The organism is Paeniglutamicibacter cryotolerans, assembly GCF_014190875.1.
Lineage (GTDB): Bacteria > Actinomycetota > Actinomycetes > Actinomycetales > Micrococcaceae > Paeniglutamicibacter > Paeniglutamicibacter cryotolerans.
This window is the reverse complement of the sequence record NZ_JACHVS010000001.1, coordinates 2,576,025-2,597,703: the sequence shown is the minus strand read 5'-3', so window position 1 is coordinate 2,597,703 and position 21,679 is coordinate 2,576,025. Positions and strand designations below refer to the sequence as shown.

Below are 21,679 nucleotides of genomic sequence, written 5' to 3'. Positions count from 1 at the left end.
CGTGGTCCTCCCGCCGACCGCCCGACGGCGGCGGGCTCCAGCCCGCCGCCGTCGGGCGGTCGCATCATACGGAGGCTACAGCGCGTAGCCGCGCACCGCGTCGAGCTGTTCCTTCAATGCATCCAGCTGTGCGGCAACGGCGCTCGGGGCCGTGCCGCCCTGGGCGCTTCGGGAGTTCAGCGAGCCCTCTGTACTGAGCACGGAACGGACCTCCGGGGTCAGGTGCTCCGAGATGCCGGCGTACTCGGCGTCGGTCAGGTCCCACAGCTCGACGCCCTTGGACTCGGCCAGCTTCACCGCTGCGCCGGAGAGCTCGTGGGCCTCGCGGAACGGCACGCCCTGACGGACCAGCCATTCGGCGATGTCGGTGGCAAGGGCGAAGCCCAACGGAGCCAGTTCGGCCATGCGCTCGGTGTTGAACACCAGCGTGGCCATCATGCCGGAAACTGCGGGCAGCAGCAGTTCAAGGGTGTCCGCCGCGTCAAAGACCGGCTCCTTGTCTTCCTGCAGGTCGCGGTTGTACGCCAGCGGCAGGCCCTTGAGCGTTGCCAGCAACCCGGTCAGGTCCCCGATCAGGCGTCCGGCCTTGCCGCGGGCCAGCTCGGCCACGTCCGGGTTCTTCTTCTGCGGCATGATCGATGAACCGGTGGAGTAGGCATCATCGAGCGTGACGAAGGAGAATTCCTTGGTTGCCCAGAGGATGACCTCCTCCGAGACGCGGGACAGGTCCACGCCGATCATCGCGGCGACCCAGGAGAACTCGGCGAAGACGTCTCGCGAGGCGGTGCCGTCGATGGAATTCCACACGGCGGAGTCGAAGCCCAACTCGGCGGCGACCGCATTGGGGTCCAGCCCCAGCGAGGAGCCGGCGAGCGCGCCGGAGCCGTAGGGGGAAACGGCTGCGCGCTTGTCCCAGTCGGCCAGGCGCTGCACGTCGCGCAGCATGGCCCAGGCATGGGCCAGCAGGTGGTGCGAGAGCAGGATCGGCTGCGCATGCTGCAGGTGGGTGCGTCCGGGCATGGCGGCGTTCGGGTGCGCCTCGGCCTGGGCGATGAGTGCATCGATGGTGTCCAACACGCCGCGGGCGATAATGCGGGCGTGGTCACGCAGGAACATGCGGCCCAGCGTGGCGATCTGGTCGTTGCGGGAGCGTCCGGCGCGCAGCTTGCCGCCCAGGGCAGTGCCGGCACGTTCGATCAGACCGCGTTCCAGCGAGCCGTGGACGTCCTCGTCGGACTCCGAGGCGGTGTAAGCGCCAGAGACGACATCGGCGTCGAGCTGGTCCAGGGCGGCGATCATGCCCTGGAGCTCGGCATCATCCAGCAGGCCGGCAGTGTGCAGGACGCGAGCGTGGGCACGGGATCCGGCTACGTCGTAGCGGGCCAGCCTCCAGTCGAAGTGGGTGGACTTGCTCAGTGCCGCCAGTGCATCGGCGGGACCGCCGGCAAAGCGTCCGCCCCACAGGGCGCCTTCGTTGGTTGAGGATGCCATTTACTTGGCCTCTCCGGCTACGCGCTCATCGCGCTCGGTGGCGACCTTGGATGTCAGGCCGAATATGTCAATGAAGCCGCGGGCGCTGGACTGGTCGAACGCGTCGCCGGTGTCGTAGGTGGCGAGGTCGAAGCGGTACAGTCCGGTATCCGAACGGCGCCCCTCAACCGTAGCGCGCCCGCCGTGCAGGGACATGCGGATGTCGCCCGAGACGTAACGTTGCGTGTCGTCGATGAATGTGTCCAGCGAGCGCTTGAGCGGGGAGAACCACTGGCCGTCGTAGACCAGCTCGCTCCAACGCTGGGAAACGGTGGCCTTGAAGCGTGCCTGCTCGCGTTCGAGGGTGACGTTTTCCAGGTGCTTGTGCGCCTCCATCAGTACCATGGCGCCGGGCGCCTCGTAGATCTCGCGGGATTTGATGCCGACCAGGCGGTCCTCGACGACGTCAATGCGGCCGATGCCCTGGGCTCCGCCACGTCGGTTGAGTTCCTCGATGGCCTGCAGCGGGGTGACGGCCACCCCGTCGATGGCCACCGGAATGCCCTCGCGGAAGCTGATCAGCACTTCATCGGGCGCCGGAGGGAACTCCGGGGAGGCGGTGTAGTCGTAGATGTCCTCGGTGGGGGCGTTCCAGATGTCTTCGAGGTAGCCGGTTTCCACCGCGCGGCCCCAGACGTTCTGGTCGATCGAGTACGGGTTCTTCTTCGTGGTTTCGATCGGGAGGTTCCTGGCCTCGGCATAGGAAATGGCCTTGTCGCGGGTCAGGGCCAGGTCGCGCACGGGAGCGATGCACTTGAGTTCCGGGCCCAGGGTCTGGATGCCGACTTCGAAGCGGACCTGGTCGTTGCCTTTGCCCGTGCAGCCGTGGGAGACGGTGGTGGCTCCGAACTGCTTGGCCGCCGCCACCAGGTGCTTGACGATCACGGGACGGGAGATGGCGGAGACCAGCGGGTAATGGTTCTGGTAGAGGCCGCCGGCCTTCAGCGTGGGCATGCAGTATTCGTTGGCGAACTCGTCGCGGGCGTCTGCGACATAGGCCTCGACGGCCCCGCAGCCCAGGGCGCGCTGGCGGATGGTTTCCAGCGACTCCCCGCCCTGTCCGACATCTACCGCGACAGCGATGACTTCCGCTCCCGTTGCGTCGGCAATCCACCCGATGGCCACCGAGGTGTCCAGTCCGCCCGAGTAGGCCAGGACGATGCGTTCCTTCACTGTGTTCTCCTTCTGCGGCGAACTCGTAGAGGTTCGCCAATAACGACACATTCACTTCTTATGCATAAGTCTACATAATTATGCACAAGAGGAAATCCACGCCGCCTGCGCCTCCCGGTAATCTTTTGAGCATGACTGAAGAAATACCGGCGGCACCGACCGAGCTGAGCGAGGCCGAACTCGCCTTCCTGCATTCGCTGTTCGACCTGGCCCGCGCAGGCGAGACAAGCAAACTCATGGCATTGATCGACCAGGGCATCCCGGTCGACCTCACCGATTCCAAGGGCGACACCCTATTGATCCTCGCCGCCTACAACGGCCACAACGAGCTGGTCGAGGCGCTCGTGGCCCGCAACGCCGAGATCAACCGCCTGAACGACAAGGGCCAGGGAGCGCTGACCTGCTCCGTCTTCCGCAAGAACGAACCCCTGACCCGCTTCCTCCTGGGCCGAGGCGCCGATCCGAAGCTCGGGCCGCAGAACGCACTGGCCGTCACGGAGATGTTCTCTCTGGCCGAGATGCGCTCGGTCATCGAGGAATACCTCTAGGAGATATTCCGTCGCTCCGAAGCCGTCCCGCATGGCGCCGCAAGGGTGCGGGGACCAGCCGTGGTCGTCATGGATAGAACTATCCGAGCGCGGCAAACGGATTACTCCACACGGTAGAGTAGTTGGCGTGTCGATGTTCCCCAAAGGATGCAGCACCGGCACGCCACCTACTCACCACTTGGACGCACCGTGGAGGACGCCTTCATGAATACCCTTAAGAACAAGACCCTTCTCCTGCCCGTCACCGCTTCGCTGCTGCTGGCCTTGGCCGGATGTGGCGGCGCCCAAGAGGCTCCCACCCCCACTGCCACTCCCACTCAAGAGAGTGAAACCACAGCTACCCAGGCTGCTCCTGCCACTCCCGTCGAGGCTCTCATTGCTCCCGAAGCAAAGGAGATCTTCCCGAAGGTCTCCGCTGCCTTGAGGAGCGCCACGTCCGTCTCCATTGATGCCGATATGACCCGGGGCTCGGAGTCAGCGAAGGTCAAATTGTCAGGGACCCGCGATGGATCCAACTCACGCGCCCAGATCACCAGGGATGGCGCCACTGTCGAGTTGCTCACCGCCGACGGAGGTTCCTATGTCAAGGCCGATCAGAAGTTCTTTACCCAGAATGTCGGCAAGGATGCCGCGAAAATGGTTGATTCATTGGCACATGGCAAATGGATCTCAGTGAAAGACACCAGTCAGTTCGGCGACCTCAGCATCGGCACACTGCTGGAATCTTTGGGTGCGGAGGACATCAAAGAATCCGATCTGGGCAAAATGACAGGCAAGTCAGTCGTCGACCTCAACGGTGCCAAGGCCTTCAAATACACGGCAAAAAAGGGAATCCTTTGGATTGCCGCCGAAGGCGATCCGTACCTCCTGCAAATGGAGCCCAAGGATTCCACAGGCAAGGATTCAGGCACTGTTTCTTTCGCTGAATGGAACGCCGTAAAACCACACACCGCACCCTCGAAGGCTGAAACGGTAGCTGTCCCGGGGCTCTAACCAGGAGCGACCCTATGAATACGCTGAGCGTCTAGAGTAAAGCCCACCAGCTCAGCGTATTGTTTGGTTCAGAGGTACAAACGACTAGGGCAGGAGCATACAAGATGCATATAGACATCGTGCAGGGAGACATCACCGAGCAAGTGGTCGATGTCATCGTCAATGCGGCCAACCCCTCCCTACTGGGCGGCGGTGGCGTTGATGGGGCCATCCATGCAGCCGCAGGTCCCCGGCTACTGGCCGAGTGCCGTCGACTGCTGGCCACCTCACACCCCGACGGGTTGTCCACCGGGCTGGCAGTCGCCACCGGCGCGGGAAACCTCAAGGCTCGCTGGGTCATCCATACCGCAGGGCCGAACCGGCACGTCGGACAGGTCAATCCCAAGGTGCTGGCCAACTGCTATATCAACAGCCTGTACGCGGCCAACCATCTGGAAGCCACCAGCATTGCGTTCCCTGCCATCGGGGCCGGAGCTTGCGGGTGGGATCCGGCGCAAGCAGCCGACATCGCCGCCCATGCCATCATCGGCTGGTTCGAGACCTACGCACACTCCACCTCCATCCATAAGGTGACCATGGTTGCGCTTCAGCCCGAGGTGGAGGCCGAATTCCACCGGGCCTTCGACACTCCGCTCAGCGACATGCGACTCGTGCACGGACACTGAACAAACGAGGAACTGCCCGGACCCGTCAAGGTCCGGGCAGTTCCTCGTTCATCCTCCTGCGGGGCGCTGGCCATCAGTCGGCGTGCAGGTGTTCATGCACTGCCCGTAATTCGATCTCCCACCCCTCACGGTTATCCAGCAGGAACCTGCAATGCGCATCGGCGTCCAGGTCCAGGGCGGTGATCCCGCTTTCGCGCACCAGCAGTTCCACGCCGTCGCCATGGTCGTTTAGCCTGAACTCGATCAGAGTCGCTACCGGAACCGGGTCCTCGGTTCCGTCGCCCTCCCCCAAGGAGGATCCGATCCAGCGATAGGAGACGTAATATCCGGGATCGATGTCGACGACCCGGATCCGGAAGGTGCCGTGCACCGGATCCGTCACCGTGGCCAGGTCCCCCTCCATGGTGATCCGGTGTTCAACAATTTCCCCGTCGTTGACGAACCAGCCCGGCTCGCTGACCAGCTGCCACAGCTTCTGCGCATCTGTCCTGACGACGGTGCGCATTTCAATGCTGTCCTCGAGTTCGTGCATCATCTGCCTCCTGAAGGGAAACGGGCCGCCGTTGCCCACCATCTTGGTGGGAACGACGGCCCATGGCAACAGCTTTGATTCACGAATCGACGCTATTCGGCCAATTCCAGGAAGCGTGCGGCCAGCGCCTGCCCGCCTCCGGGGTCACGAGTGACAATCAGGACCGTGTCATCCCCGGCGATGGTACCCAGCACCGAGGGCATCAGCGAGTGGTCGATGGATAGGGCCAGGAAATTCGCAGCACCTGGCGGGGTGCGCAGCACCACCATGTTCCCGCTGGCCTCGGCGGAGACCAGCAGTTCGGCGCAGAGCTTGGAGAGGCGGGCATCGAGCACCTCTTGGCTGAGTACCACCTGTGGACTGCGGTCTCCGCCCTCGGCGCGCAGCGCATAGACGAGAGCTCCTTCGACGCCGCGCACACGCACCGCACCGAGCTCCACCAGGTCGCGCGAGAGCGTGGCCTGTGTAACCTGCAGCCCCTCATCGGAGAGCAGCACGGCAAGCTCTGCCTGCGAACGTACCGCCCGGGCCGCAAGGACCGCCGTGATGCGGGCCTGACGCGCGGTCTTGGTAGACGGCTGTGAAGCCGGGAGGTTGCTCATCGTACTCCGTCGCAGGACTGCCGCACCCCGGCAACCTCGGCCAGGTTGGACTTGGCCATGAGCCAGGCCATCAGTGCCTTCTGCGCATGGAGACGGTTCTCTGCCTCGTCGAAGACCACCGATTGCGGGCCATCGATGACCTCGGCCGAGATCTCATAGCCGCGGTAAGCCGGCAGGCAGTGCAGCACGATCGCGTCCTCGTGCGCATGGGCCATCGCGGTCGCATCCACCGCATAGTCGCGAAAGAGCTCCAGGCGCGCAGCCTTCTCGTCTTCCTGTCCCATCGACACCCAGGTGTCGGTGGCGACTACGTCGGCTCCGGCCAACGCCGCCGTCGCATCGGTGGTCACCAGCACCGAACCGCCGGTCTGTGCGGCGCGTTGCTCGGCGGCGGCGATGATCGCAGCCGAGGGCAGGTAGCCCTCGGGGCCAGCAATGCGCACATGCATGCCCGCAGTGACGCCGGCAAGCAGGTAGGAATTGGCCATGTTGTTGGCCGAGTCGCCCAGGTAGGCCATCGACAGCCCGGCCAGGGCGCCCTTATGTTCACGCACGGTCAGCAGATCGGCCAGCAGCTGGCACGGGTGATAGTCATCCGAGAGCGCGTTGATGACCGGCACCGATGAATTCTGCGCCATTTCCTCGAGCCCGGCCTGGGCGTAGGTACGCCAGACGATGGTGGAGACCATGCGCTCGAGCACCTTGGCGGAATCGGCGATCGATTCCTTGTGGCCCAGCTGGGACTCGCCGGAGTTGATGATCAGCGGTGTGCCCCCCAGCTCGGCGATGCCCGCGGCGAAGGAGACCCGGGTGCGGGTGGAAGTCTTGTCGAAGAACACGACGACGGTCTGCGGGCCGGCGTACGGGCGGTACCCGTAGCGGTCGGCCTTCATGGCCGCGGCGAGATCCAGCACCTCGGACTGTTCCGCCTGGCTAAGGTCCAGGTCGGTGAGGAAGTGACGTACGGGGGTGGTGTTCGCTGGGCTCATGCCTGTTCCTGGCTTTCTGCGAGGGCGGCCACGTAGAGCGCAGGCAGCGCCTCCACGAAGGTGCCCAATTGTTCGGCGGTGATGATCAGTGGAGGGGCCAGGCGCAGGGTGCGCGGTCCCGGGGCGTTAATGATGAAGCCGGCATCCAGTGCGTGGCGCACCAGTGCCGGGGCCACGTCCGCGGCGAGGTCGAAGCCGATCAGCAGGCCTTCCCCGCGCACCTCTGTGACGCAGTCCAGCGTGGCGAGCTGCTCGCGCAGCACCGCACCGGTGGTCTGAACGTGGGCCAGCAGCTGCTGGGATTCGATCACGTGCAGCGTCGCCAGCGCGCACGCGGTGGCGACGGGGTTGCCGCCGAAGGTGGTGCCGTGCTGGCCGGCAGACAGCAGCGTCGAGGCCGTATCGCCGAAAGTGACCAGGGCGCCGATCGGGAAGCCGCCGCCCAGGCCCTTGGCCAGGGTCATCGCATCGGGCAGCACTCCCTCGGAGGCAAACCACTTGCCGGTGCGCCCGATGCCGGTCTGTACCTCGTCGAAGACCAGCAGGGCCCCGGCGGCAGAGGCGATCTCCCGCGCCGCCGCCAGGTAACCGGCGGGAAGCGGGACCACGCCGGCCTCGCCCTGGATCGGTTCGATGAAGATGGCCGCCACTGAATCATCGACGGCTGCGCGCAGCGCGTCCACGTCGCCGGCCGGCACCCATTCGACGCCGCCGGGCAGCGGTTCGAACGGTTCGCGGTAGGCCTGTTTCCAGGTCAGCGCCAGTGCGCCCATGCTCCGCCCGTGGAAACCCTGCTCCAGGGCGACGATCCGGGTACGCGGCTTCTGCGGGGTTCCGGCATTGCGGCGGGCCAGCTTGAAGGCCGCCTCGTTTGCCTCGGTGCCGGAGTTGGTGAAGAAGACCTTGGAGCCTGCCGGGGCGGCGGTGAGTTCAAGCAGCTTCTCGGCCAGCCCGATCTGCGTCGGGGAGGTGAAGAAATTGGAGATGTGCCCCAGCGTGGCCATCTGGCTGGTGGCGACCGAGTTCAGCAGCGGGTGGGCGTGGCCCAGCGCGTTGACCGCGATGCCGGCCAGCAGGTCCAGGTATTCATTGCCGTCGGCGTCCCAGACCAGGGACCCGGTGCCGCGCACCAGCACGCGTTGCGGGGTGCCGAAGACCCCCATCAGCGAGGCCTGGTAGCGGGCGAGCAGCTCGGTGCCCTGCAGGTGCGCCAGCTCGTTGATGTCTGCTGCGACGATGTCACTCATGTAAGTTCCTCCGGAACGACTTGGGTGCCCACGCCGGCGGAGGTGAAGACCTCCAGCAGCATGGAGTGCGGTTGGCGGCCATCGACGATGTGGGCCTGGGCGACGCCCTGGGCAACGGCCTTGAGGCAGGCGGCCATCTTCGGGATCATGCCGGATTCGAGCGAGGGCAGCATCACCTCGAGCTCGGATGCGGTGATGCTGGAGATCAGCGACGACTTGTCCGGCCAGTTGGCATAGAGCCCCTCCACATCGGTAAGGATCACCAGCTTGGAGGCTCCCAGCGCCGAGGCCAGTGCCGCGGCGGCGGTGTCTGCGTTGACGTTGAGCACCTGCCCAGTGGGGTCGTCGTTCGCATCGACCTCGGGGGCGATCGTGGAGATGACCGGAATGCGCCCGGCCTGCAGCAGGTCCAGGATCGCCTCGGGGGCGACACCGGTAACCTCGCCTACCAGGCCCAGGTCCACTTCCTGCCCGTCAATGACTGTTCCGGTGCGCACGGCACGCAGCAGCGCCCCGTCCTCTCCGGAGAGTCCCACGGCGTAGGGCCCATGCGAGTTGATCAGGCCGATCAGTTCGCGCTGGACCTGCCCGGTGAGCACCATGCGCACCACATCCATGGCCTCGGGCGTGGTGACTCGCAGCCCGCCCTTGAACTCGGATTCAATGCCCAGTCGCTTGAGCATCGAGTTGATCTGCGGTCCGCCGCCGTGGACGACGACGGGGTTGATGCCGACGTGGCGCAGGAAGACGATGTCTTCGGCGAACGCGCGGCGCAATTCCTCGTTGACCATGGCGTTGCCGCCGTACTTGATGACCATGGTGGTCCCGGCGAAGCGCTGGATCCAGGGCAAGGCCTCGATCAGGGCCTCGGCCTTGCGCTGGGCCACGTCCATGGGGGTGGTCTGGGTGCTGCTCATAGGTAGTTCCTCACTGCCGGACACCGCTAGCTGCTGTAGGCGGAGTTCTCGTGGACATAGTCGTGGGTGAGGTCATTGGTCCAGATGGCGGCCTCGGCGTCGCCGGCGTTCAGGTCGATCTCCACCAGCACCTCTCGGCCGGTGAGGTCGACCAGGTTGCGGTCATCCCCCACGCCGCCGTTGCGGCAGATCTGCACCCCGTTGATCGACACGTTCAGCTCATCGGCCTCGAAGACGGCCTTGGTGGTTCCCACGGCGGAGAGCACACGGCCCCAGTTGGGGTCCTGGCCGAAGATCGCCGTCTTGAACAGGTTGGAGCGCGAGACGGTGCGCGAGACGTCCTCGGCGTCCTGCTCGGTGGCCGCGTTGAACGTGCGGATGGTGATGTCGTGGGCTGCGCCCTCGGCATCGCGAATCAGCTGCAGGGCCAGGTCGATGCAGAGGTCCTTGAGCCCGGTGGCGAATTCCGCCGGGTCCGGCACGGTTCCCGAGGCACCGGAGGCCATCAGCACCACGGTGTCGTTGGTGGACATGCAGCCGTCGGAGTCGGCGCGATCGAAGCTGACCCGGGTCGCGCCGCGCAGGGCGGCCTCCAATCCGGCGGGTTCGACCACGGCATCGGTGGTGATGACCACGAGCATGGTGGCCAGGCCCGGCGCCAGCATGCCGGCGCCCTTGGCCATGGCGCCGATGCTGTAGCCGGTTCCGGCGAAGCCGGCCTGCTTGGAGACGGTATCGGTGGTCATGATGGCGGTCGCCGCGGCGCCGCCGCCGTCGAACTCGCTGCCGCTGCCCAGCGCAGCCGCCGCCGCATCGATGCCGGGGATGATCTTGTCCATTGGCAGCTGTTCGCCGATCAGGCCGGTGGAGCAGACGACGATGTCGCCGGAGCCGATGCCCAGCACCTTGGCCGCGTGTTCGGCCGAGGCGTGCGTATTGGCGAAGCCCTCCGGGCCGGTGCAGGCGTTGGCGCCGCCGGAGTTCAGCAGCACCGCGTCGGCGCGGCCGTCGCCGACCACTTGGCGCGACCAGTGCACAGGTGCCGCCGCGACGCGGTTGGAGGTGAAGACGGCTGCCACATGGTGCAGCGGACCGTCGTTGCGCACGATGGCGAGGTCGGGGTTGCCCGAGGCCTTGAGTCCGGCCGTCACGCCGGAGGCGGAGAATCCTGCAGGGGCCGTCACGCCGATGGTGGGGTTGCTCACGGTGCTACTCCTTCAATCATCAGGCCGGCGGTTTCGCTCAGTCCGAGGGCGATGTTCATGGATTGGACGGCCCCGCCGGCTGTGCCCTTGGTCAGGTTGTCGATGGCCACGGTGACGATGACCCGGCCTACATGCTCGTCGAGTGCCAACTGCACCTGTGCGTAGTTGCTTCCCTGCACGGCCTTGGTGTGCGGCCACCGGCCTTCGGGCAGCAGCTTCACGAACGGCTCGTGGGCGTAGGCGTTTTCCCAGGCGTCGCGCAGGGCGGCGGCTGTGACGCCCGGGCGCACCTTGGCCGTGGCCGTGGTGAGGATGCCGCGCGGCATCGGGGCCAGCGTGGGGGTAAAGGAAACGGTGACCGGCTCCCCCGCCGCATGGGAGAAGCCCTGTTCCATTTCGGGGGTGTGGCGGTGGAACCCGCCGACGCCATAGGGACTCATGCCGCCCATGACCTCGGCGCCGATCAGGTTGACCTTGGCCGCCTTGCCCGCGCCGGAGGTTCCTGAAGCTGCGATGATGACCACATCCTCCGGCTGAAGCAACCCTGCGGCGAAGCCGGGAACCAGCGCCAGCTGGGCGCTGGTCGGGTAGCAGCCGGGTACGGCGATGCGCTTGGCACCGGCGAGCGCGGCGCGGGCGCCGGGCAGTTCGGGCAAGCCGTAGGGCCAAGTCCCGGCGTGGGCCGAGCCGTAGAACTTCTCCCAGGCGGCGGCCGATTCGAGCCGGTGGTCGGCTCCGGCATCGATGACCAGGGTGTCGGGCGGCAGCTGCGCGGCAATGGCGGCACTGGCTCCGTGCGGTAGTGCCAGGAACACGACGTCGTGTCCGGCAAGGTTCTCCACCGTGGTCTCGACCAGAACGCGGTCGGCGAGCGAGTGCAGGTGCGGGGCGACATCGCCGAGGCGCGCCCCGGCGTTGCTGTGCGCCGTGATGGCGCCGATGGAAACGTTCGGGTGGTTCGTCAGCAGGCGCAGGACCTCGCCGCCGGCGTATCCGCTGGCACCGGAGACTGCTACAGAGATCGTCATACGGAAACCCTACTACTGATTTATGCACTACGGCTAATAAATATTCACACTATTTCGGCCGGTTTGTCATCCCGCGTCGCCACGGGCCCGGCGGAGCAGCCCCGGCGTTAAGATGGAGGCGAAGCCAAACAGCACACACAAAGGAGTCCATGGTGTCATACGCAGTCCAGGTCCCTGCGGCCGGCGGAGCCGAAGCCTTCGAACGGGTCGAGCTCCCGGTCCCCGTTCCCGGCCCCGGCCAACTCCTGCTCCGGGTCTCCGCTGTAGGTGTGAACTTCATTGAAACCTATCAGCGCTCCGGCGTCTACCAGGTCTCCTATCCCTTCATTGCCGGCGGCGAATGCTCCGGAATCGTCGAGTCGCTCGGCGACGGAGTCACCGGCTTTGCCGTGGGCGACCGCGTGGCAACGGCCGAGGGCAGCGGCACCTACGCCCAGTTCACGCTGCTCGAGGCGGACAAGGCGCTGCCCGTCCCCGACGCCGTGCCCGACGATGTCGCCGCCGCCTTGCCACTGCAGGGCATGACGGCCCACTATCTGGTCAACTCCAGCTACCACGTGCGTCCCGGCGACACCGTGCTGACCTACGCCGGGGCGGGCGGGGTCGGGCTGCTGCTGATCCAGCTGCTCAAGCTGCGCGGGGCCACCGTCATCACCACGACCTCCACGCCGGCGAAGGCCGAGCTGGCCCGGACGGCCGGTGCCGACCACGTACTGGGATACGCCGACGTGCCGGCGCGGGTCCGCGAACTGACCGGCGGGCGCGGCGTTGACGTGGTCTACGACGGGATCGGCAAGGACACCTTCGAGGACTCGCTCGACGCCCTGGCGATCCGCGGCACCCTGGTGCTCTTCGGTGGTGCCTCGGGCCAGGTCCCGCCCTTCGACCTGCAGCAGCTCAATGCCCATGGATCGCTCACCGTCACCCGCCCGAAGATCGGGGATTTCCTGCTCAGCGCCGAGGAACGCCGGTGGCGCTCCGGCGAGATGTTCGCCCTGGCCGCCGAAGGCAAACTGAATGTGCGCATCGGCGCGCGCTTTGCCCTGGAGGACGCGGGCGCCGCCCATACGGCGCTCGAATCCCGGGCCACCACCGGCAAGGTCATCCTCATTCCCTAGCAGGCCCGCCTTTTGCCCGGCACCCTGGCGCAACGCGTTTCAGGGCCGGGCGTCATGAAGGCGACACATGGGGCAATCCCGGGGCCTTCCCCCGGATCGCCACGACCCCTTGGATAGGGTTGGCACATGACTTCCCACGCAGGCGGGCCCCCGGCCCAGGCCGAGGCGCCCGCTCCGCGGCATCACCAGCTCATCGTCTCTCTTTTCGGGCTCTACGCCCGGCGCCATGGCGGCGCCTTGCAGGTGGCGGCCATCATTTCGCTGATGCAGGACATCGGCGTGGAACCGGCGGGGACGCGTTCGTCCATTTCGCGGCTCAAGAAGCGCGGGGTCATCGACAGCGTTGCGGTCAACGGCCGCAGCGGATATGCGTTGGCCTCTTCCGTCATCGAGACGTTCATCGAGGGCGACGAACGAATCTTCCACCCGCGCCGGGCCACGGCCACCGACCGATGGCTACTAGCCACCTTCACCGTCCCGGAGTCCCAACGCAACATCCGCCACAAGATCCGCTCATCGTTGATCCGCATGGGCTTCGGTTCGGTCACCCCCGGGCTCTGGATCGCCCCGGGGCACCTGCGCGAAGAGGTCCTGGCGCACTTCGATCAGCACGGGCTCAACGAATACCTCGAGTTCTTCATGGCCGACCACGTCGGGGGTGCCGACCTGCACCGGAACATCGACTCCTGGTGGGACCTTCCGGCTCTGGACGCCCTGTATTCGGACTTCCTGCTCAACAACGCGGGCCTGCTCGCCTCGTGGCGGGAAACCGATGCATCGATAACCGACCCCGCTGCCGATGCCCGCGCCTTCGCCGATTACCTGGTCCTGATCACCCAGTGGCGCCGGCTGCCCTACCTCGACCCGGGACTGCCCATCGCGTTCCTGCCGGCGGACTGGAATGCGTTGGGCGCCGAGCGGCTTTTCCAAGAACTGCACGCCCTGCTCTCACCCCGCGCCGAAAGGCACGCAGGCCGGGTTATCGACGCGGGCCTCGCCGGCGCCTAGCACTGCCCGCGCGCCGCACGCAGGTCGGGCCCCGGGCTGTGGTGCATGCCGTCTTCCCGGGCTCGAATCTCCATGAGCACCAGCTGAACCATGTCGCCGAAGCGCCGGCGTGCCGCGTCGGCGACCCCGATGAATCCCCGGATGCAGAGCGGGCCGGACCGGCACGGGAACACGTTCAGTTACAGCCTCGGGTGGCGGGCCTTCATATCGAGCAGCTGCAGGTCAAGGAGCGGCATCAGGCAGTCGTAACCCGTGGCCAGCCTGATCCCATGGGCCTGCCCGGTGGATCAGTCGAGGAATACCGCTCCCTACCCGGTGAGGCCCCCGGCCGCTCCGATCCGCCGGGGCGGTTCGAGGATTCCGGCAACCACGCTTCGGCAGGCCGCACGCCGCTGCGTTTCGGGAAGTAGCGTTAGCGGCGCCTCACCGATGCGAAGGCCCGCTCGGCACGCCACGCGCCGGGGCAGGCGATGAACGTACCGGAGTTTCCGCCGCCGATCACCAGGGCCTGCCTGCCGCGCAGTTCCGGGCCGTCGCCGAAGGTTCACGAGTGCCGGATCCGGACGGCGAAGCACTCCGGACCGGCCAGCCGCGGGACGTGGCAGCGGCGGGCTTGCCCAAGGCCCGGGCCGCCTGGGCATGGAAAGCGCCGGAATTGACCTCCTGCCCGTCCTTCGCCGCGTAGCCGACGAAGAAGCGCAGCCCGATCACCGCGGCGAGCACGAACGCGACGGGCAGCCCGCTGCCGTTGGTGCGGGTGAGCCCGGTCGGGACGTTGCCCGCTACGGGCCCCACCGTGGCCGCCGCCGTGATCACGAGGAAGGAGACACTAGCGCTGAGGGGTCTCGGCGTGGTGCGGTTCCGGGCAAGCAGGCTTCCGATGGAGCACGGCGGCCGGCGGAAGCCAAGGCCAGCATCATGCCGAACCCGGGCACGCCCTGTGGTCAAACGGTCGGGGCCGGCTCCCCGGGGCCGGGGATCAGTTGTCGCGGTCCTGAATCACCGCGACGCCCTGGATTTCGATCAGGGCCTCCTTCTGCCAGAGCCGATTGACCCCGATTCCCGCCATCGCCGGGTATTTCGTACCCGCCATCTCGCGCCAGAGCCGGCCGATCTCACGGCCATTGGCCATATAGTCGTCGACATCGGTGAGGTAGATCGTCACCGACACCAGGTCCTCGGGTCGGCCGCCGGCCTCGGCCAGCGTGGCCAACACGTTCGAAAAGGCCTGGGTGAACTGTTCGATGATGCCGCCGGGAACGATGCGCATGTCAGCATCCAGAGCGGTCTGTCCACCGAGATAGACGGTGCTGCCGGCGAGCATGCCATGGGCATATCCGGAGGGCTTGGGCAATGAAACGGGATTGATCGTGAGGTTTTCGTGAACCGTGGTCTGGGTCATGTCGCACTCCCTGAGGGCCGTCGTGTTTTTGTGGTGGATTCACCCCTAGCGCCACACTTGTGACGCGTGTTACATTGAGGATACGTGACGGCAGTCAAAAAGTCGACACAGGTATGACCAGGAAACACCCCAAGGGAGCAGTACATGAAACTCGCAACGATTCGCCACGGTGCCACCACCACAGCAGCAGTGGCGGTGAACGGCGGCTACCTGCCGCTGCCTGCCCGCAACCTCAGCGAACTGCTCGGCACCCCGGAATGGAAGCACCTGGTTCGCGTGGCCACCTCCAGCCACAGCTCCCCCGATGTCATTCCCCGCACCGAGGCGACGCTGCTGAACCCGGTACCGGCCCCGGCCAAGGTCATCTGCTGCGGACTGAACTACGCAGACCACATCCTTGAAATGGGCCGCGACCTGCCTGAATATCCCACGCTTTTCGCCAAGTTCGCCGATACGCTCACCGATCCGGATGCCGAAATCACCAGCGAACACTCGCAGAGCCTCGACTGGGAGGCCGAACTCGCGGTCATCGTCGGCACTACGCTCCGGGACGCCGACGAAGCGGAGGCCGCCGCCGCCATCGCCGGGTACACGGTGGCCAACGACGTTTCCATGCGCGACTGGCAGAGCCGGACCCTGCAGTGGTTCCAGGGCAAGGCGTTTGACGCCACTACCCCGTTGGGCCCAGTGATGGTAACACCGGACGAACTGGACCCGGAAGCCGGGGTCCAGGTCATTTGCACGCTCAACGGCGAGGAAGTCCAGCGCGGCAACACCATGACCCTGGTCTTCTCCTGCGCCCGGCTCCTGTCCTACATCTCTACGTTCACCACGCTGCGCCCCGGGGACGTGGTCCTCACCGGCACACCCGGCGGCGTGGGCATGGGAATGGTCCCGCAGCGCTTCCTGCGCGACGGGGACCTGCTGCGCACCGAGATCCCCGGCATCGGCACCCTGACCAACACCGTCAGGATCCGCACCAGGGCCACTATCCAGTCCGTTTGACCACACCGTCCGCAGTCGAAGGAGACATACCCATGAACACCAGCCCCACGATCTACAGCACCGAAGGCGACAACTCGATCTATGCCGGCGCGGACGGAGCCGTCGTCCCGGTGGTCACCCGCGCCGGCGCCGAAGACACCAACACGGCTCAGTCCGGCGACTGCATCCGCGTCTCCGGCGTTTCAATCCAGCACACCCCCGCCACCAAGCTCTGGTTCGGCCAGGTCTCCAATACCCCCGGCTACCGCTCGCTGCCGCACCACCACGGCGAGGCCGAAACCGGCGGATACGTGCTGCGCGGCCACGGCCGCATCTACTTCGGTGAGAACTACGAGCAGTTCCTGGACATGACCGCCGGAGACTGGGTATTTGTGCCGCCGTACATGCCGCATGTGGAGGCAAACATGTCCATCACCGGGGACCTGGTCTGGCTGACCGCGCGCACGCCGGAAAACATCGTAGTCAACCTCGAAGACGTGGCGGACGCATCGCTGGAAGGATACCGCCGGGCATGAGTTCACAGATCTTCCTCGACGCCATCGACCTGAGCCCCTGCGAGCCTGAAGTGTTCGACCAGGCCTACACCGCCGTCCCGCAGTACGTTCCGTGGCCCAAGGCCTACGGCGGGGACATGGTGGCCCAGGGCGCCTCGGCCATGATGCGCTCGGTCGCCGATGACCGCTCGCTGCACTCGATGCACTCCTACTTCCTGCGGCCGGTCGACATGCACGTACCGGTCCGCTATGAGGTCGAACTATTGCGCGATGGCCGCGGCTATTCCACCCGCCAGGTGCGCGGCTTCCAGAACGGCAAACCCGTCTACACGGCGCTCGGTTCCTTCCACGTCCCCGAGGATGGTCCGGAGCAGGCCTCCAGCGCCCCGGCCGAATACCTGGACTTGGATCCGGAGGCACTGGCCAGCGCCGCCGAGGTCCTGGCCGGAGCCGAGGGCGCCGCGGCAGACTACTGGGCGACCGGTCGCAGCTTCGACATGCGCCATGTTCCCGGTGCCCTGTATCTGGACGTCGAGGGCGCGAGCACGGCCCACCAGGCGGTCTGGGTGAAGGCCTTCACCGGACTTCCCGATGACCAGATCACGCAGAAGGCCGCCCTGGCCTACGTCTGCGACTACACCATCCTTGAACCATTGCTGCGCACGCAGAACCTGGCCTGGGGCACCGAGGGCCTGGTGACTGCCAGCCTGGATCATTCCATGTGGTTCCACCGCGATGGCCGCGTCGATGACTGGGTGCTCTACGTCCAGGAAGCCGTCTCCAGCCAGAACAACCGGGGCCTTGCACTGGGCCGGTTCTACACCCGGGCGGGCATGTTGCTGGCCACTGTCGCCCAGGAGGGCATGATCCGCGGCCCCCGGGGCTAAGGCTTTATTCGTCCAGCAGAACCATTGATCACCGACTCTTGGAAAGAGACGTCATGGAACTATCGTCCTCGGCACATCGGGACACCTTCGCTCGAGACCATCTGCCGCCACACGAGTTGTGGCCGACGCTGGAATTCACGCTGCCCGAACTCCAATACCCGGAGAAGCTCAACGCCGCCACCGTGCTCATCGACGACGCCGTGGCAACCTTCGGGGCCGATCGCCCCGCGCTGCTGGCACCGGACGGTTCGGCCCTGAGCTACGGCGAGCTGCTCATCCGCTCCAACCAGGTAGCCCGGGTGCTGGTCGAGGATTACGGGATCGTGCCGGGCAACCGGGTCATGCTCCGCGCCCCCAACAACGCCTGGCTCGTCGCCTGCTGGCTCGGGGTGCTCAAGGCCGGAGCCGTGGCGGTGACCACCATGCCCGCACTGCGCGCCGCTGAGATCGAAAAGCTCGCGGCCCTCACCCTGCCTGCCCTGATGCTATGCGACCACCGCTTCCTGTCCGACGCACAGGAGGCCGCGACCGGCGGCTATCCCGTCGTCTCCGTCGGCTCCCAGGCAGCCGGTGACCTGGTGGCGCTCTCGGCATCCAAGCCCGGGGACTTCACGAATGTGCAGACGGCTGCAGACGACGTGGCCCTGCTAGGTCCCACCTCGGGCACCACGGGCACACCGAAGATCACCATGCATTTCCACCGGGACATCCTGGCCAATGCCGACACGTTCGCCCGCCACATCCTCAAGCCGACTCCCGAGGATGTCTTCGCCGGCTCCCCGCCGCTGGCCTTCACCTTCGGACTTGGTGGCCTGGTCGTCTTTCCCCTCCGTTTCGGGGCCAGCGCGCTGCTGACCGAACGCACCACGCCGGTGGAACTGGCCAGGCAGTCCCATGCTGCCGGTGCCACCATCTTGTTCACCGCACCGACCGCCTACCGGGCCATCTTGAAGGAGGGGAAGGCCGAGCTGCTCACGTCGCTGCGCATGGCGGTCTCCGCCGGCGAACACCTGCCAGCTGAAACCTGGCACCATGTGCACGATGAAACAGGGCTGGCGCTGGTCAACGGCATCGGCGCCACCGAAATGCTGCACGTGTTCATTTCGGCAGCGGGTGCCGACATCCGTCCCGGCACCACGGGCACAGCCGTCCCCGGCTACCGCGCCACCATCCTCGATGCGCAGGGCAACGAACTCGGCCCCAACGAGGTCGGCCGGCTGGCTGTCATCGGCCCCACCGGCTGCCGCTACCTCGACGACGAACGCCAACACGCGTACGTGTCCAACGGCTGGAACGTCACCGGCGACACCTTTGTGATGGATGCCGATGGCTACTTCACCTACCAGGCCCGCAGCGACAACATGATCGTCTCCTCGGGCTACAACATCGGGGCCCCGGAGGTCGAAGCCGCCCTGAACGAGCACCCCGACGTACTGGAAAACGCGGTGGTGGCCCGGCCGGACGAGCAGCGCGGCTCGGTGGTCTGCGCCTTCGTCGTCCTGGTCGACGGCGCCGGGTCCGGCCCGGAAAAGGTCAAGGAGCTCCAAGACTTCGTCAAGGCAACCATCGCGCCCTACAAATACCCGCGTGACATCCGCTTCGTCGCGGAGCTGCCGAGAAATCCCAGCGGCAAGCTGCAGCACTTCAAGCTGCGCGAATCCCTCGCCGGGACCAGCGCCCCCTAATCCCCCGTACCCCGGCAGGCCGGCCCCGAACCTCCGCTTGAACCGGAACCGGATCGCCTCTGCCCGGCCCGGCACCCCCGGGCCATCGAAAGGACACCAGACATGAAAATCGCAATCGTTGGCGGCGGGCCCGGCGGCCTGTACTTCGCCGCACTGATGAAGCAGCTGGACCCGACCCACGAGGTCACCGTGTGGGAACGCAACGCGGCATCGGATACGTTCGGCTTCGGCGTGGTCTTCTCGGACGAGACGCTCGGCGGCATCGGCAACGCCGATACCGTCGTGGCCGATTACATGTCCCGCCGCTTTGCCCGCTGGAGCGACATCGACATCCACTTCCGCGGCGAGATGCACACCGTCGGCGGCCAGGGCTTCGCCGCGATGAGCCGCAAGGAACTGCTCGAACTGCTCCAGCGCCGGTGCATCGAACTCGGCGTCGACGTACGATTCTCCACCATGGCCCCGCATGTTTCCGAGCTCTCGGCAAACTACGACCTGGTGCTGGCAGCGGACGGGCTTAACTCGGCGATCCGTACCGAGTTCGCCGAATCCTTTGGTCCATCGCTGGACCCGCGCGTCTCGAAGTACATGTGGCTGGGCACCGACCAGGTCTTCGAGGCGTTCAAATTCTTCGTCAAGGAAACCGAAGCCGGCACCATGCAGATCCATGGCTACCCGTACTCGGAGGAGGGTTCGACGTTCATCGTGGAAATGCACGAGGACGTGTGGCGTGCCGCCGGGTTCGACGAGACCGAAGATGTTGCGTTCGCCCCGGGCGTCAGCGATGAGAAGTCGGTGACCCGGATCAAGGAGATCTTCGCCGAGGAGCTGGCCGGCTACGAGGTGCTGACCAACAACTCCAAGTGGATCAACTTCACCACCGTGCGCAACCGGAACTGGCGCCATGGAAACATCGTGCTGCTCGGGGATGCGGCCCACACGGCGCACTTCTCCATCGGCTCGGGCACCAAGCTGGCCATGGAGGACTCCCTCGCCCTGGCCGCCTGCCTGCACGAACACGCGAGCGTCGAGGCCGCCTTGGAAGCCTACGAGACCGAACGCCGTCCGGTGGTCGAATCGACCCAGCGTGCTGCCCAGGCCTCGATGGAGTGGTTCGAGAACATCGGCCAGTACAAGGACCAGGATCCGGTGCAGTTCTGCTTCAACCTGCTCACCCGCTCCCGCCGCATCACCTACGACAACCTGAAGCTGCGCGACACCGGCTTCGCCGAGACGGTCGATGCCGACTTCGCCCGCCGGGCCGGCTCCGCCGAGGTGGCACCGGCGATGTTCCAGCCGTACAAGCTCGGCGAGCTGGACCTGGTGAACCGCGTCGTTGTCTCCCCCATGGACATGTACTCGGCGGTTGACGGGGTACCCGGGGACTTCCATCTGGTGCACCTGGGCTCCAAGGCCATGGGCGGCGCCGGACTGGTCATGACCGAGATGGTCTGCGTCTCGGACATCGGGCGCATCACCCCCGGCTGCACCGGCCTCTACAACGACGAACAGGCCACCGCCTGGAAGCGCATCGCCGACTACGTGCACGCAAACTCGAACGCCAAGATCGGCGCGCAAATCGGACATTCGGGGCGCAAGGGTTCCACCAGACTCATGTGGGACGGCATCGACGAGCCACTCGAGGAAGGCAACTGGGAGGTACTGGCCCCCAGTGCGATCCCCTACGGCGAGGGCTGCCATGTTCCCCGGGAAATCACCCGCGCCCAGATGAATGAGGTCCGCGAGCAGTTCGTCGCCGCTGCCCGCCGCGCGGATACGGCCGGCTTCGACCTGCTGGAGCTGCACGCGGCCCACGGCTACCTGCTCTCCTCCTTCCTGTCCCCGCTGTCGAATACGCGCACCGATGAGTACGGCGGCTCGTTGGAAAACCGCCTGCGCTACCCCCTTGAGGTGCTCGATGCGGTCCGCGCCGCCTGGCCTGCCCACAAGCCGATCGGAGTCCGCATCTCGGCCACCGACTGGGTCGAGGGCGGCAACACCGAGGAGGATGCACTGCTCATCTCCACCGCATTCATCGAACACGGCATCAACTCGATCGATGTCTCCTCCGGGCAGATAGTGCGCAACGAACGCCCTGCATTCGGCCGCAGCTACCAGACCCCGTTCGCCGACAAGATCCGCAACCAGGTCGCTGCCGCGGCCGGTGTCGCAGTCATCGCCGTCGGCGCGGTGTCCTCGTACGACGACGTCAACTCGATCCTGCTCGCCGGGCGCGCCGACCTGGTGGCATTGGGCCGCACTCACCTGTACAACCCGCAGTGGACCCTGCAGGCGGCGGCCGAACAGGAATACGCCGGGGCCGGAGCGCACTGGCCGCTGCCGTTCAAGGCCGGACGCCGCAAGCCACCCAGTGCCCGCACCGATGCGGTCCGTCCGCGGCTGTCGCTGCTGCGCGAGGAGGAGATCGACGAGCAGGTGCACCTGCGCTGGACCCCGGCGCAGGACAAAGCCGACGGGGGTTTGGTGCCCAGCGTGTAGCCGGGATTCTCCGCCACTGCTGAGCGTCCCGCGCCATGCCGAAACGAACGCTTACAGCGGGTTTCGGCATGGCCCGTTGGAGGCGGACAGCACTGAGCGTGGAAGCAAATGCGTACGGGGCCCTGGATATGCGGCGTCCGCGCCGGGATTCG

The 21,679-nt window shown here is 66.3% G+C and carries 23 protein-coding genes; 11 read left to right on the top strand and 12 right to left on the bottom strand.

The genetic code is table 11. The features are described 5' to 3' along the window. Nucleotides 1–75: 75 nt before the first annotated feature. Together argH and E9229_RS11950 are read right to left on the bottom strand one after the other, a co-directional pair. A complete protein-coding gene (gene argH, locus E9229_RS11955; RefSeq protein WP_183511523.1) occupies nt 76–1,491 on the bottom strand; it encodes an argininosuccinate lyase in 1,416 nt (471 codons plus the stop codon). Further along, nucleotides 1,492–2,703, bottom strand: a complete 1,212-nt coding sequence (locus tag E9229_RS11950) for an argininosuccinate synthase (RefSeq protein WP_183511520.1) — start codon at nt 2,701–2,703, stop codon at nt 1,492–1,494. 131 nt (nt 2,704–2,834) lie between these two features. Between E9229_RS11950 and E9229_RS11945 the strand changes: the two genes are divergently transcribed. The 3 genes from E9229_RS11945 (at nt 2,835) to E9229_RS11935 (ending at nt 4,909) form a co-directional block, all read left to right on the top strand. After that, the gene (locus tag E9229_RS11945) at nt 2,835–3,251 is read left to right on the top strand and encodes an ankyrin repeat domain-containing protein (protein ID WP_183511518.1); all 417 of its coding nucleotides are present in this window, start codon (nt 2,835–2,837) and stop codon (nt 3,249–3,251) included. Between the two features lie 189 nt (nt 3,252–3,440). Further along, nucleotides 3,441–4,244, top strand: coding sequence for a hypothetical protein (locus E9229_RS11940; RefSeq protein ID WP_183511516.1), 804 nt, complete (start codon nt 3,441–3,443; stop codon nt 4,242–4,244). Nucleotides 4,245–4,348: 104 nt separating this feature from the next. Further along, nucleotides 4,349–4,909, top strand: coding sequence for a macro domain-containing protein (locus E9229_RS11935; protein WP_183511514.1), 561 nt, complete (start codon nt 4,349–4,351; stop codon nt 4,907–4,909). Nucleotides 4,910–4,982: 73 nt separating this feature from the next. Here the strand turns inward: E9229_RS11935 and E9229_RS11930 are convergent, their stop codons facing one another. The 7 genes from E9229_RS11930 to argC form a co-directional block, all read right to left on the bottom strand. Then, on the bottom strand, nt 4,983–5,444 hold the full coding sequence (locus E9229_RS11930) for an SRPBCC domain-containing protein (RefSeq protein ID WP_183511512.1): 462 nt from the start codon (nt 5,442–5,444) through the stop codon (nt 4,983–4,985). 89 nt (nt 5,445–5,533) lie between these two features. Beyond that, the gene (locus E9229_RS11925; protein ID WP_183511510.1) at nt 5,534–6,043 is read right to left on the bottom strand and encodes an arginine repressor; all 510 of its coding nucleotides are present in this window, start codon (nt 6,041–6,043) and stop codon (nt 5,534–5,536) included. After that, nucleotides 6,040–7,032: an ornithine carbamoyltransferase gene (gene argF, locus E9229_RS11920; RefSeq protein ID WP_183511508.1), complete on the bottom strand. Its 993-nt coding sequence runs from the start codon at nt 7,030–7,032 to the stop codon at nt 6,040–6,042. Before argF ends, E9229_RS11925 begins: the two co-directional genes overlap by 4 nt. Beyond that, nucleotides 7,029–8,279 carry an acetylornithine transaminase gene (locus E9229_RS11915; protein ID WP_183511506.1) on the bottom strand — a complete coding sequence of 417 codons (1,251 nt, stop codon included), beginning with the start codon at nt 8,277–8,279 and terminating at the stop codon, nt 7,029–7,031. Before E9229_RS11915 ends, argF begins: the two co-directional genes overlap by 4 nt. Continuing rightward, nucleotides 8,276–9,196, bottom strand: coding sequence for an acetylglutamate kinase (gene argB, locus E9229_RS11910; protein WP_183511504.1), 921 nt, complete (start codon nt 9,194–9,196; stop codon nt 8,276–8,278). The genes E9229_RS11915 and argB overlap by 4 nt, the downstream gene beginning before the upstream one ends. A gap of 26 nt (nt 9,197–9,222) precedes the next feature. Then, nucleotides 9,223–10,386 (bottom strand): bifunctional glutamate N-acetyltransferase/amino-acid acetyltransferase ArgJ, encoded by a 1,164-nt coding sequence (argJ, locus tag E9229_RS11905; protein WP_183512035.1) that lies wholly within the window; start codon nt 10,384–10,386, stop codon nt 9,223–9,225. An 11-nt stretch (nt 10,387–10,397) separates the two neighbouring features. Further along, complete coding sequence (gene argC, locus E9229_RS11900; protein WP_183511501.1) at nt 10,398–11,429, bottom strand: N-acetyl-gamma-glutamyl-phosphate reductase; 1,032 nt, start codon at nt 11,427–11,429, stop codon at nt 10,398–10,400. Nucleotides 11,430–11,581: 152 nt separating this feature from the next. Here argC and E9229_RS11895 point away from each other — a divergent pair, with 152 nt between their 5' ends. Then, the gene (locus E9229_RS11895) at nt 11,582–12,547 is read left to right on the top strand and encodes a quinone oxidoreductase family protein (protein WP_407671363.1); all 966 of its coding nucleotides are present in this window, start codon (nt 11,582–11,584) and stop codon (nt 12,545–12,547) included. A gap of 126 nt (nt 12,548–12,673) precedes the next feature. Continuing rightward, nucleotides 12,674–13,555: a PaaX family transcriptional regulator gene (locus E9229_RS11890; protein ID WP_183511496.1), complete on the top strand. Its 882-nt coding sequence runs from the start codon at nt 12,674–12,676 to the stop codon at nt 13,553–13,555. Here the strand turns inward: E9229_RS11890 and E9229_RS11885 are convergent. After that, a complete protein-coding gene (locus E9229_RS11885; RefSeq protein WP_183511493.1) occupies nt 13,552–13,728 on the bottom strand; it encodes a hypothetical protein in 177 nt (58 codons plus the stop codon). The genes E9229_RS11890 and E9229_RS11885 overlap by 4 nt on opposite strands. An 18-nt stretch (nt 13,729–13,746) precedes the next feature. On the opposite strand from E9229_RS11885, the gene E9229_RS11880 reads away from it, so the two are divergent. Further along, the gene (locus E9229_RS11880; protein WP_183511491.1) at nt 13,747–13,965 is read left to right on the top strand and encodes a hypothetical protein; all 219 of its coding nucleotides are present in this window, start codon (nt 13,747–13,749) and stop codon (nt 13,963–13,965) included. An 88-nt stretch (nt 13,966–14,053) separates the two neighbouring features. Here E9229_RS11880 and E9229_RS11875 read toward each other — a convergent pair whose 3' ends face one another. Next, on the bottom strand, nt 14,054–14,371 hold the full coding sequence (locus tag E9229_RS11875) for a hypothetical protein (protein ID WP_183511488.1): 318 nt from the start codon (nt 14,369–14,371) through the stop codon (nt 14,054–14,056). A gap of 163 nt (nt 14,372–14,534) precedes the next feature. Continuing rightward, nucleotides 14,535–14,957, bottom strand: coding sequence for a RidA family protein (locus E9229_RS11870; protein WP_183511486.1), 423 nt, complete (start codon nt 14,955–14,957; stop codon nt 14,535–14,537). A gap of 144 nt (nt 14,958–15,101) precedes the next feature. On the opposite strand from E9229_RS11870, the gene E9229_RS11865 reads away from it, so the two are divergent. The 5 genes from E9229_RS11865 (at nt 15,102) to E9229_RS11845 (ending at nt 21,527) form a co-directional block, all read left to right on the top strand. Continuing rightward, the gene (locus E9229_RS11865; RefSeq protein ID WP_183511484.1) at nt 15,102–15,962 is read left to right on the top strand and encodes a fumarylacetoacetate hydrolase family protein; all 861 of its coding nucleotides are present in this window, start codon (nt 15,102–15,104) and stop codon (nt 15,960–15,962) included. Between the two features lie 32 nt (nt 15,963–15,994). Next, the gene (locus E9229_RS11860) at nt 15,995–16,477 is read left to right on the top strand and encodes a cupin domain-containing protein (protein ID WP_183511482.1); all 483 of its coding nucleotides are present in this window, start codon (nt 15,995–15,997) and stop codon (nt 16,475–16,477) included. After that, nucleotides 16,474–17,343 carry an acyl-CoA thioesterase gene (locus E9229_RS11855; RefSeq protein ID WP_183511480.1) on the top strand — a complete coding sequence of 290 codons (870 nt, stop codon included), beginning with the start codon at nt 16,474–16,476 and terminating at the stop codon, nt 17,341–17,343. Before E9229_RS11860 ends, E9229_RS11855 begins: the two co-directional genes overlap by 4 nt. Nucleotides 17,344–17,396: 53 nt before the next feature. Next, on the top strand, nt 17,397–19,028 hold the full coding sequence (locus tag E9229_RS11850; RefSeq protein ID WP_183511478.1) for an AMP-binding protein: 1,632 nt from the start codon (nt 17,397–17,399) through the stop codon (nt 19,026–19,028). A gap of 102 nt (nt 19,029–19,130) precedes the next feature. Further along, nucleotides 19,131–21,527 (top strand): bifunctional salicylyl-CoA 5-hydroxylase/oxidoreductase, encoded by a 2,397-nt coding sequence (locus E9229_RS11845; RefSeq protein ID WP_183511476.1) that lies wholly within the window; start codon nt 19,131–19,133, stop codon nt 21,525–21,527. Nucleotides 21,528–21,679 lie beyond the last annotated feature (152 nt).

What these genes read in the sequence shown, in the direction of transcription:
- argH (WP_183511523.1), bottom strand. Translation starts at nt 1,491, where the DNA reads ATGGCATCCTCAACCAACGAAGGCGCCCTGTGGGGCGGACGCTTTGCC.
- E9229_RS11945 (WP_183511518.1), top strand. Translation starts at nt 2,835, where the DNA reads ATGACTGAAGAAATACCGGCGGCACCGACCGAGCTGAGCGAGGCCGAA.
- E9229_RS11935 (WP_183511514.1), top strand. Translation starts at nt 4,349, where the DNA reads ATGCATATAGACATCGTGCAGGGAGACATCACCGAGCAAGTGGTCGAT.
- E9229_RS11930 (WP_183511512.1), bottom strand. Translation starts at nt 5,444, where the DNA reads ATGATGCACGAACTCGAGGACAGCATTGAAATGCGCACCGTCGTCAGG.
- E9229_RS11925 (WP_183511510.1), bottom strand. Translation starts at nt 6,043, where the DNA reads ATGAGCAACCTCCCGGCTTCACAGCCGTCTACCAAGACCGCGCGTCAG.
- argF (WP_183511508.1), bottom strand. Translation starts at nt 7,032, where the DNA reads ATGAGCCCAGCGAACACCACCCCCGTACGTCACTTCCTCACCGACCTG.
- E9229_RS11915 (WP_183511506.1), bottom strand. Translation starts at nt 8,279, where the DNA reads ATGAGTGACATCGTCGCAGCAGACATCAACGAGCTGGCGCACCTGCAG.
- argB (WP_183511504.1), bottom strand. Translation starts at nt 9,196, where the DNA reads ATGAGCAGCACCCAGACCACCCCCATGGACGTGGCCCAGCGCAAGGCC.
- argC (WP_183511501.1), bottom strand. Translation starts at nt 11,429, where the DNA reads ATGACGATCTCTGTAGCAGTCTCCGGTGCCAGCGGATACGCCGGCGGC.
- E9229_RS11890 (WP_183511496.1), top strand. Translation starts at nt 12,674, where the DNA reads ATGACTTCCCACGCAGGCGGGCCCCCGGCCCAGGCCGAGGCGCCCGCT.
- E9229_RS11870 (WP_183511486.1), bottom strand. Translation starts at nt 14,957, where the DNA reads ATGACCCAGACCACGGTTCACGAAAACCTCACGATCAATCCCGTTTCA.
- E9229_RS11865 (WP_183511484.1), top strand. Translation starts at nt 15,102, where the DNA reads ATGAAACTCGCAACGATTCGCCACGGTGCCACCACCACAGCAGCAGTG.
- E9229_RS11860 (WP_183511482.1), top strand. Translation starts at nt 15,995, where the DNA reads ATGAACACCAGCCCCACGATCTACAGCACCGAAGGCGACAACTCGATC.
- E9229_RS11855 (WP_183511480.1), top strand. Translation starts at nt 16,474, where the DNA reads ATGAGTTCACAGATCTTCCTCGACGCCATCGACCTGAGCCCCTGCGAG.
- E9229_RS11850 (WP_183511478.1), top strand. Translation starts at nt 17,397, where the DNA reads ATGGAACTATCGTCCTCGGCACATCGGGACACCTTCGCTCGAGACCAT.
- E9229_RS11845 (WP_183511476.1), top strand. Translation starts at nt 19,131, where the DNA reads ATGAAAATCGCAATCGTTGGCGGCGGGCCCGGCGGCCTGTACTTCGCC.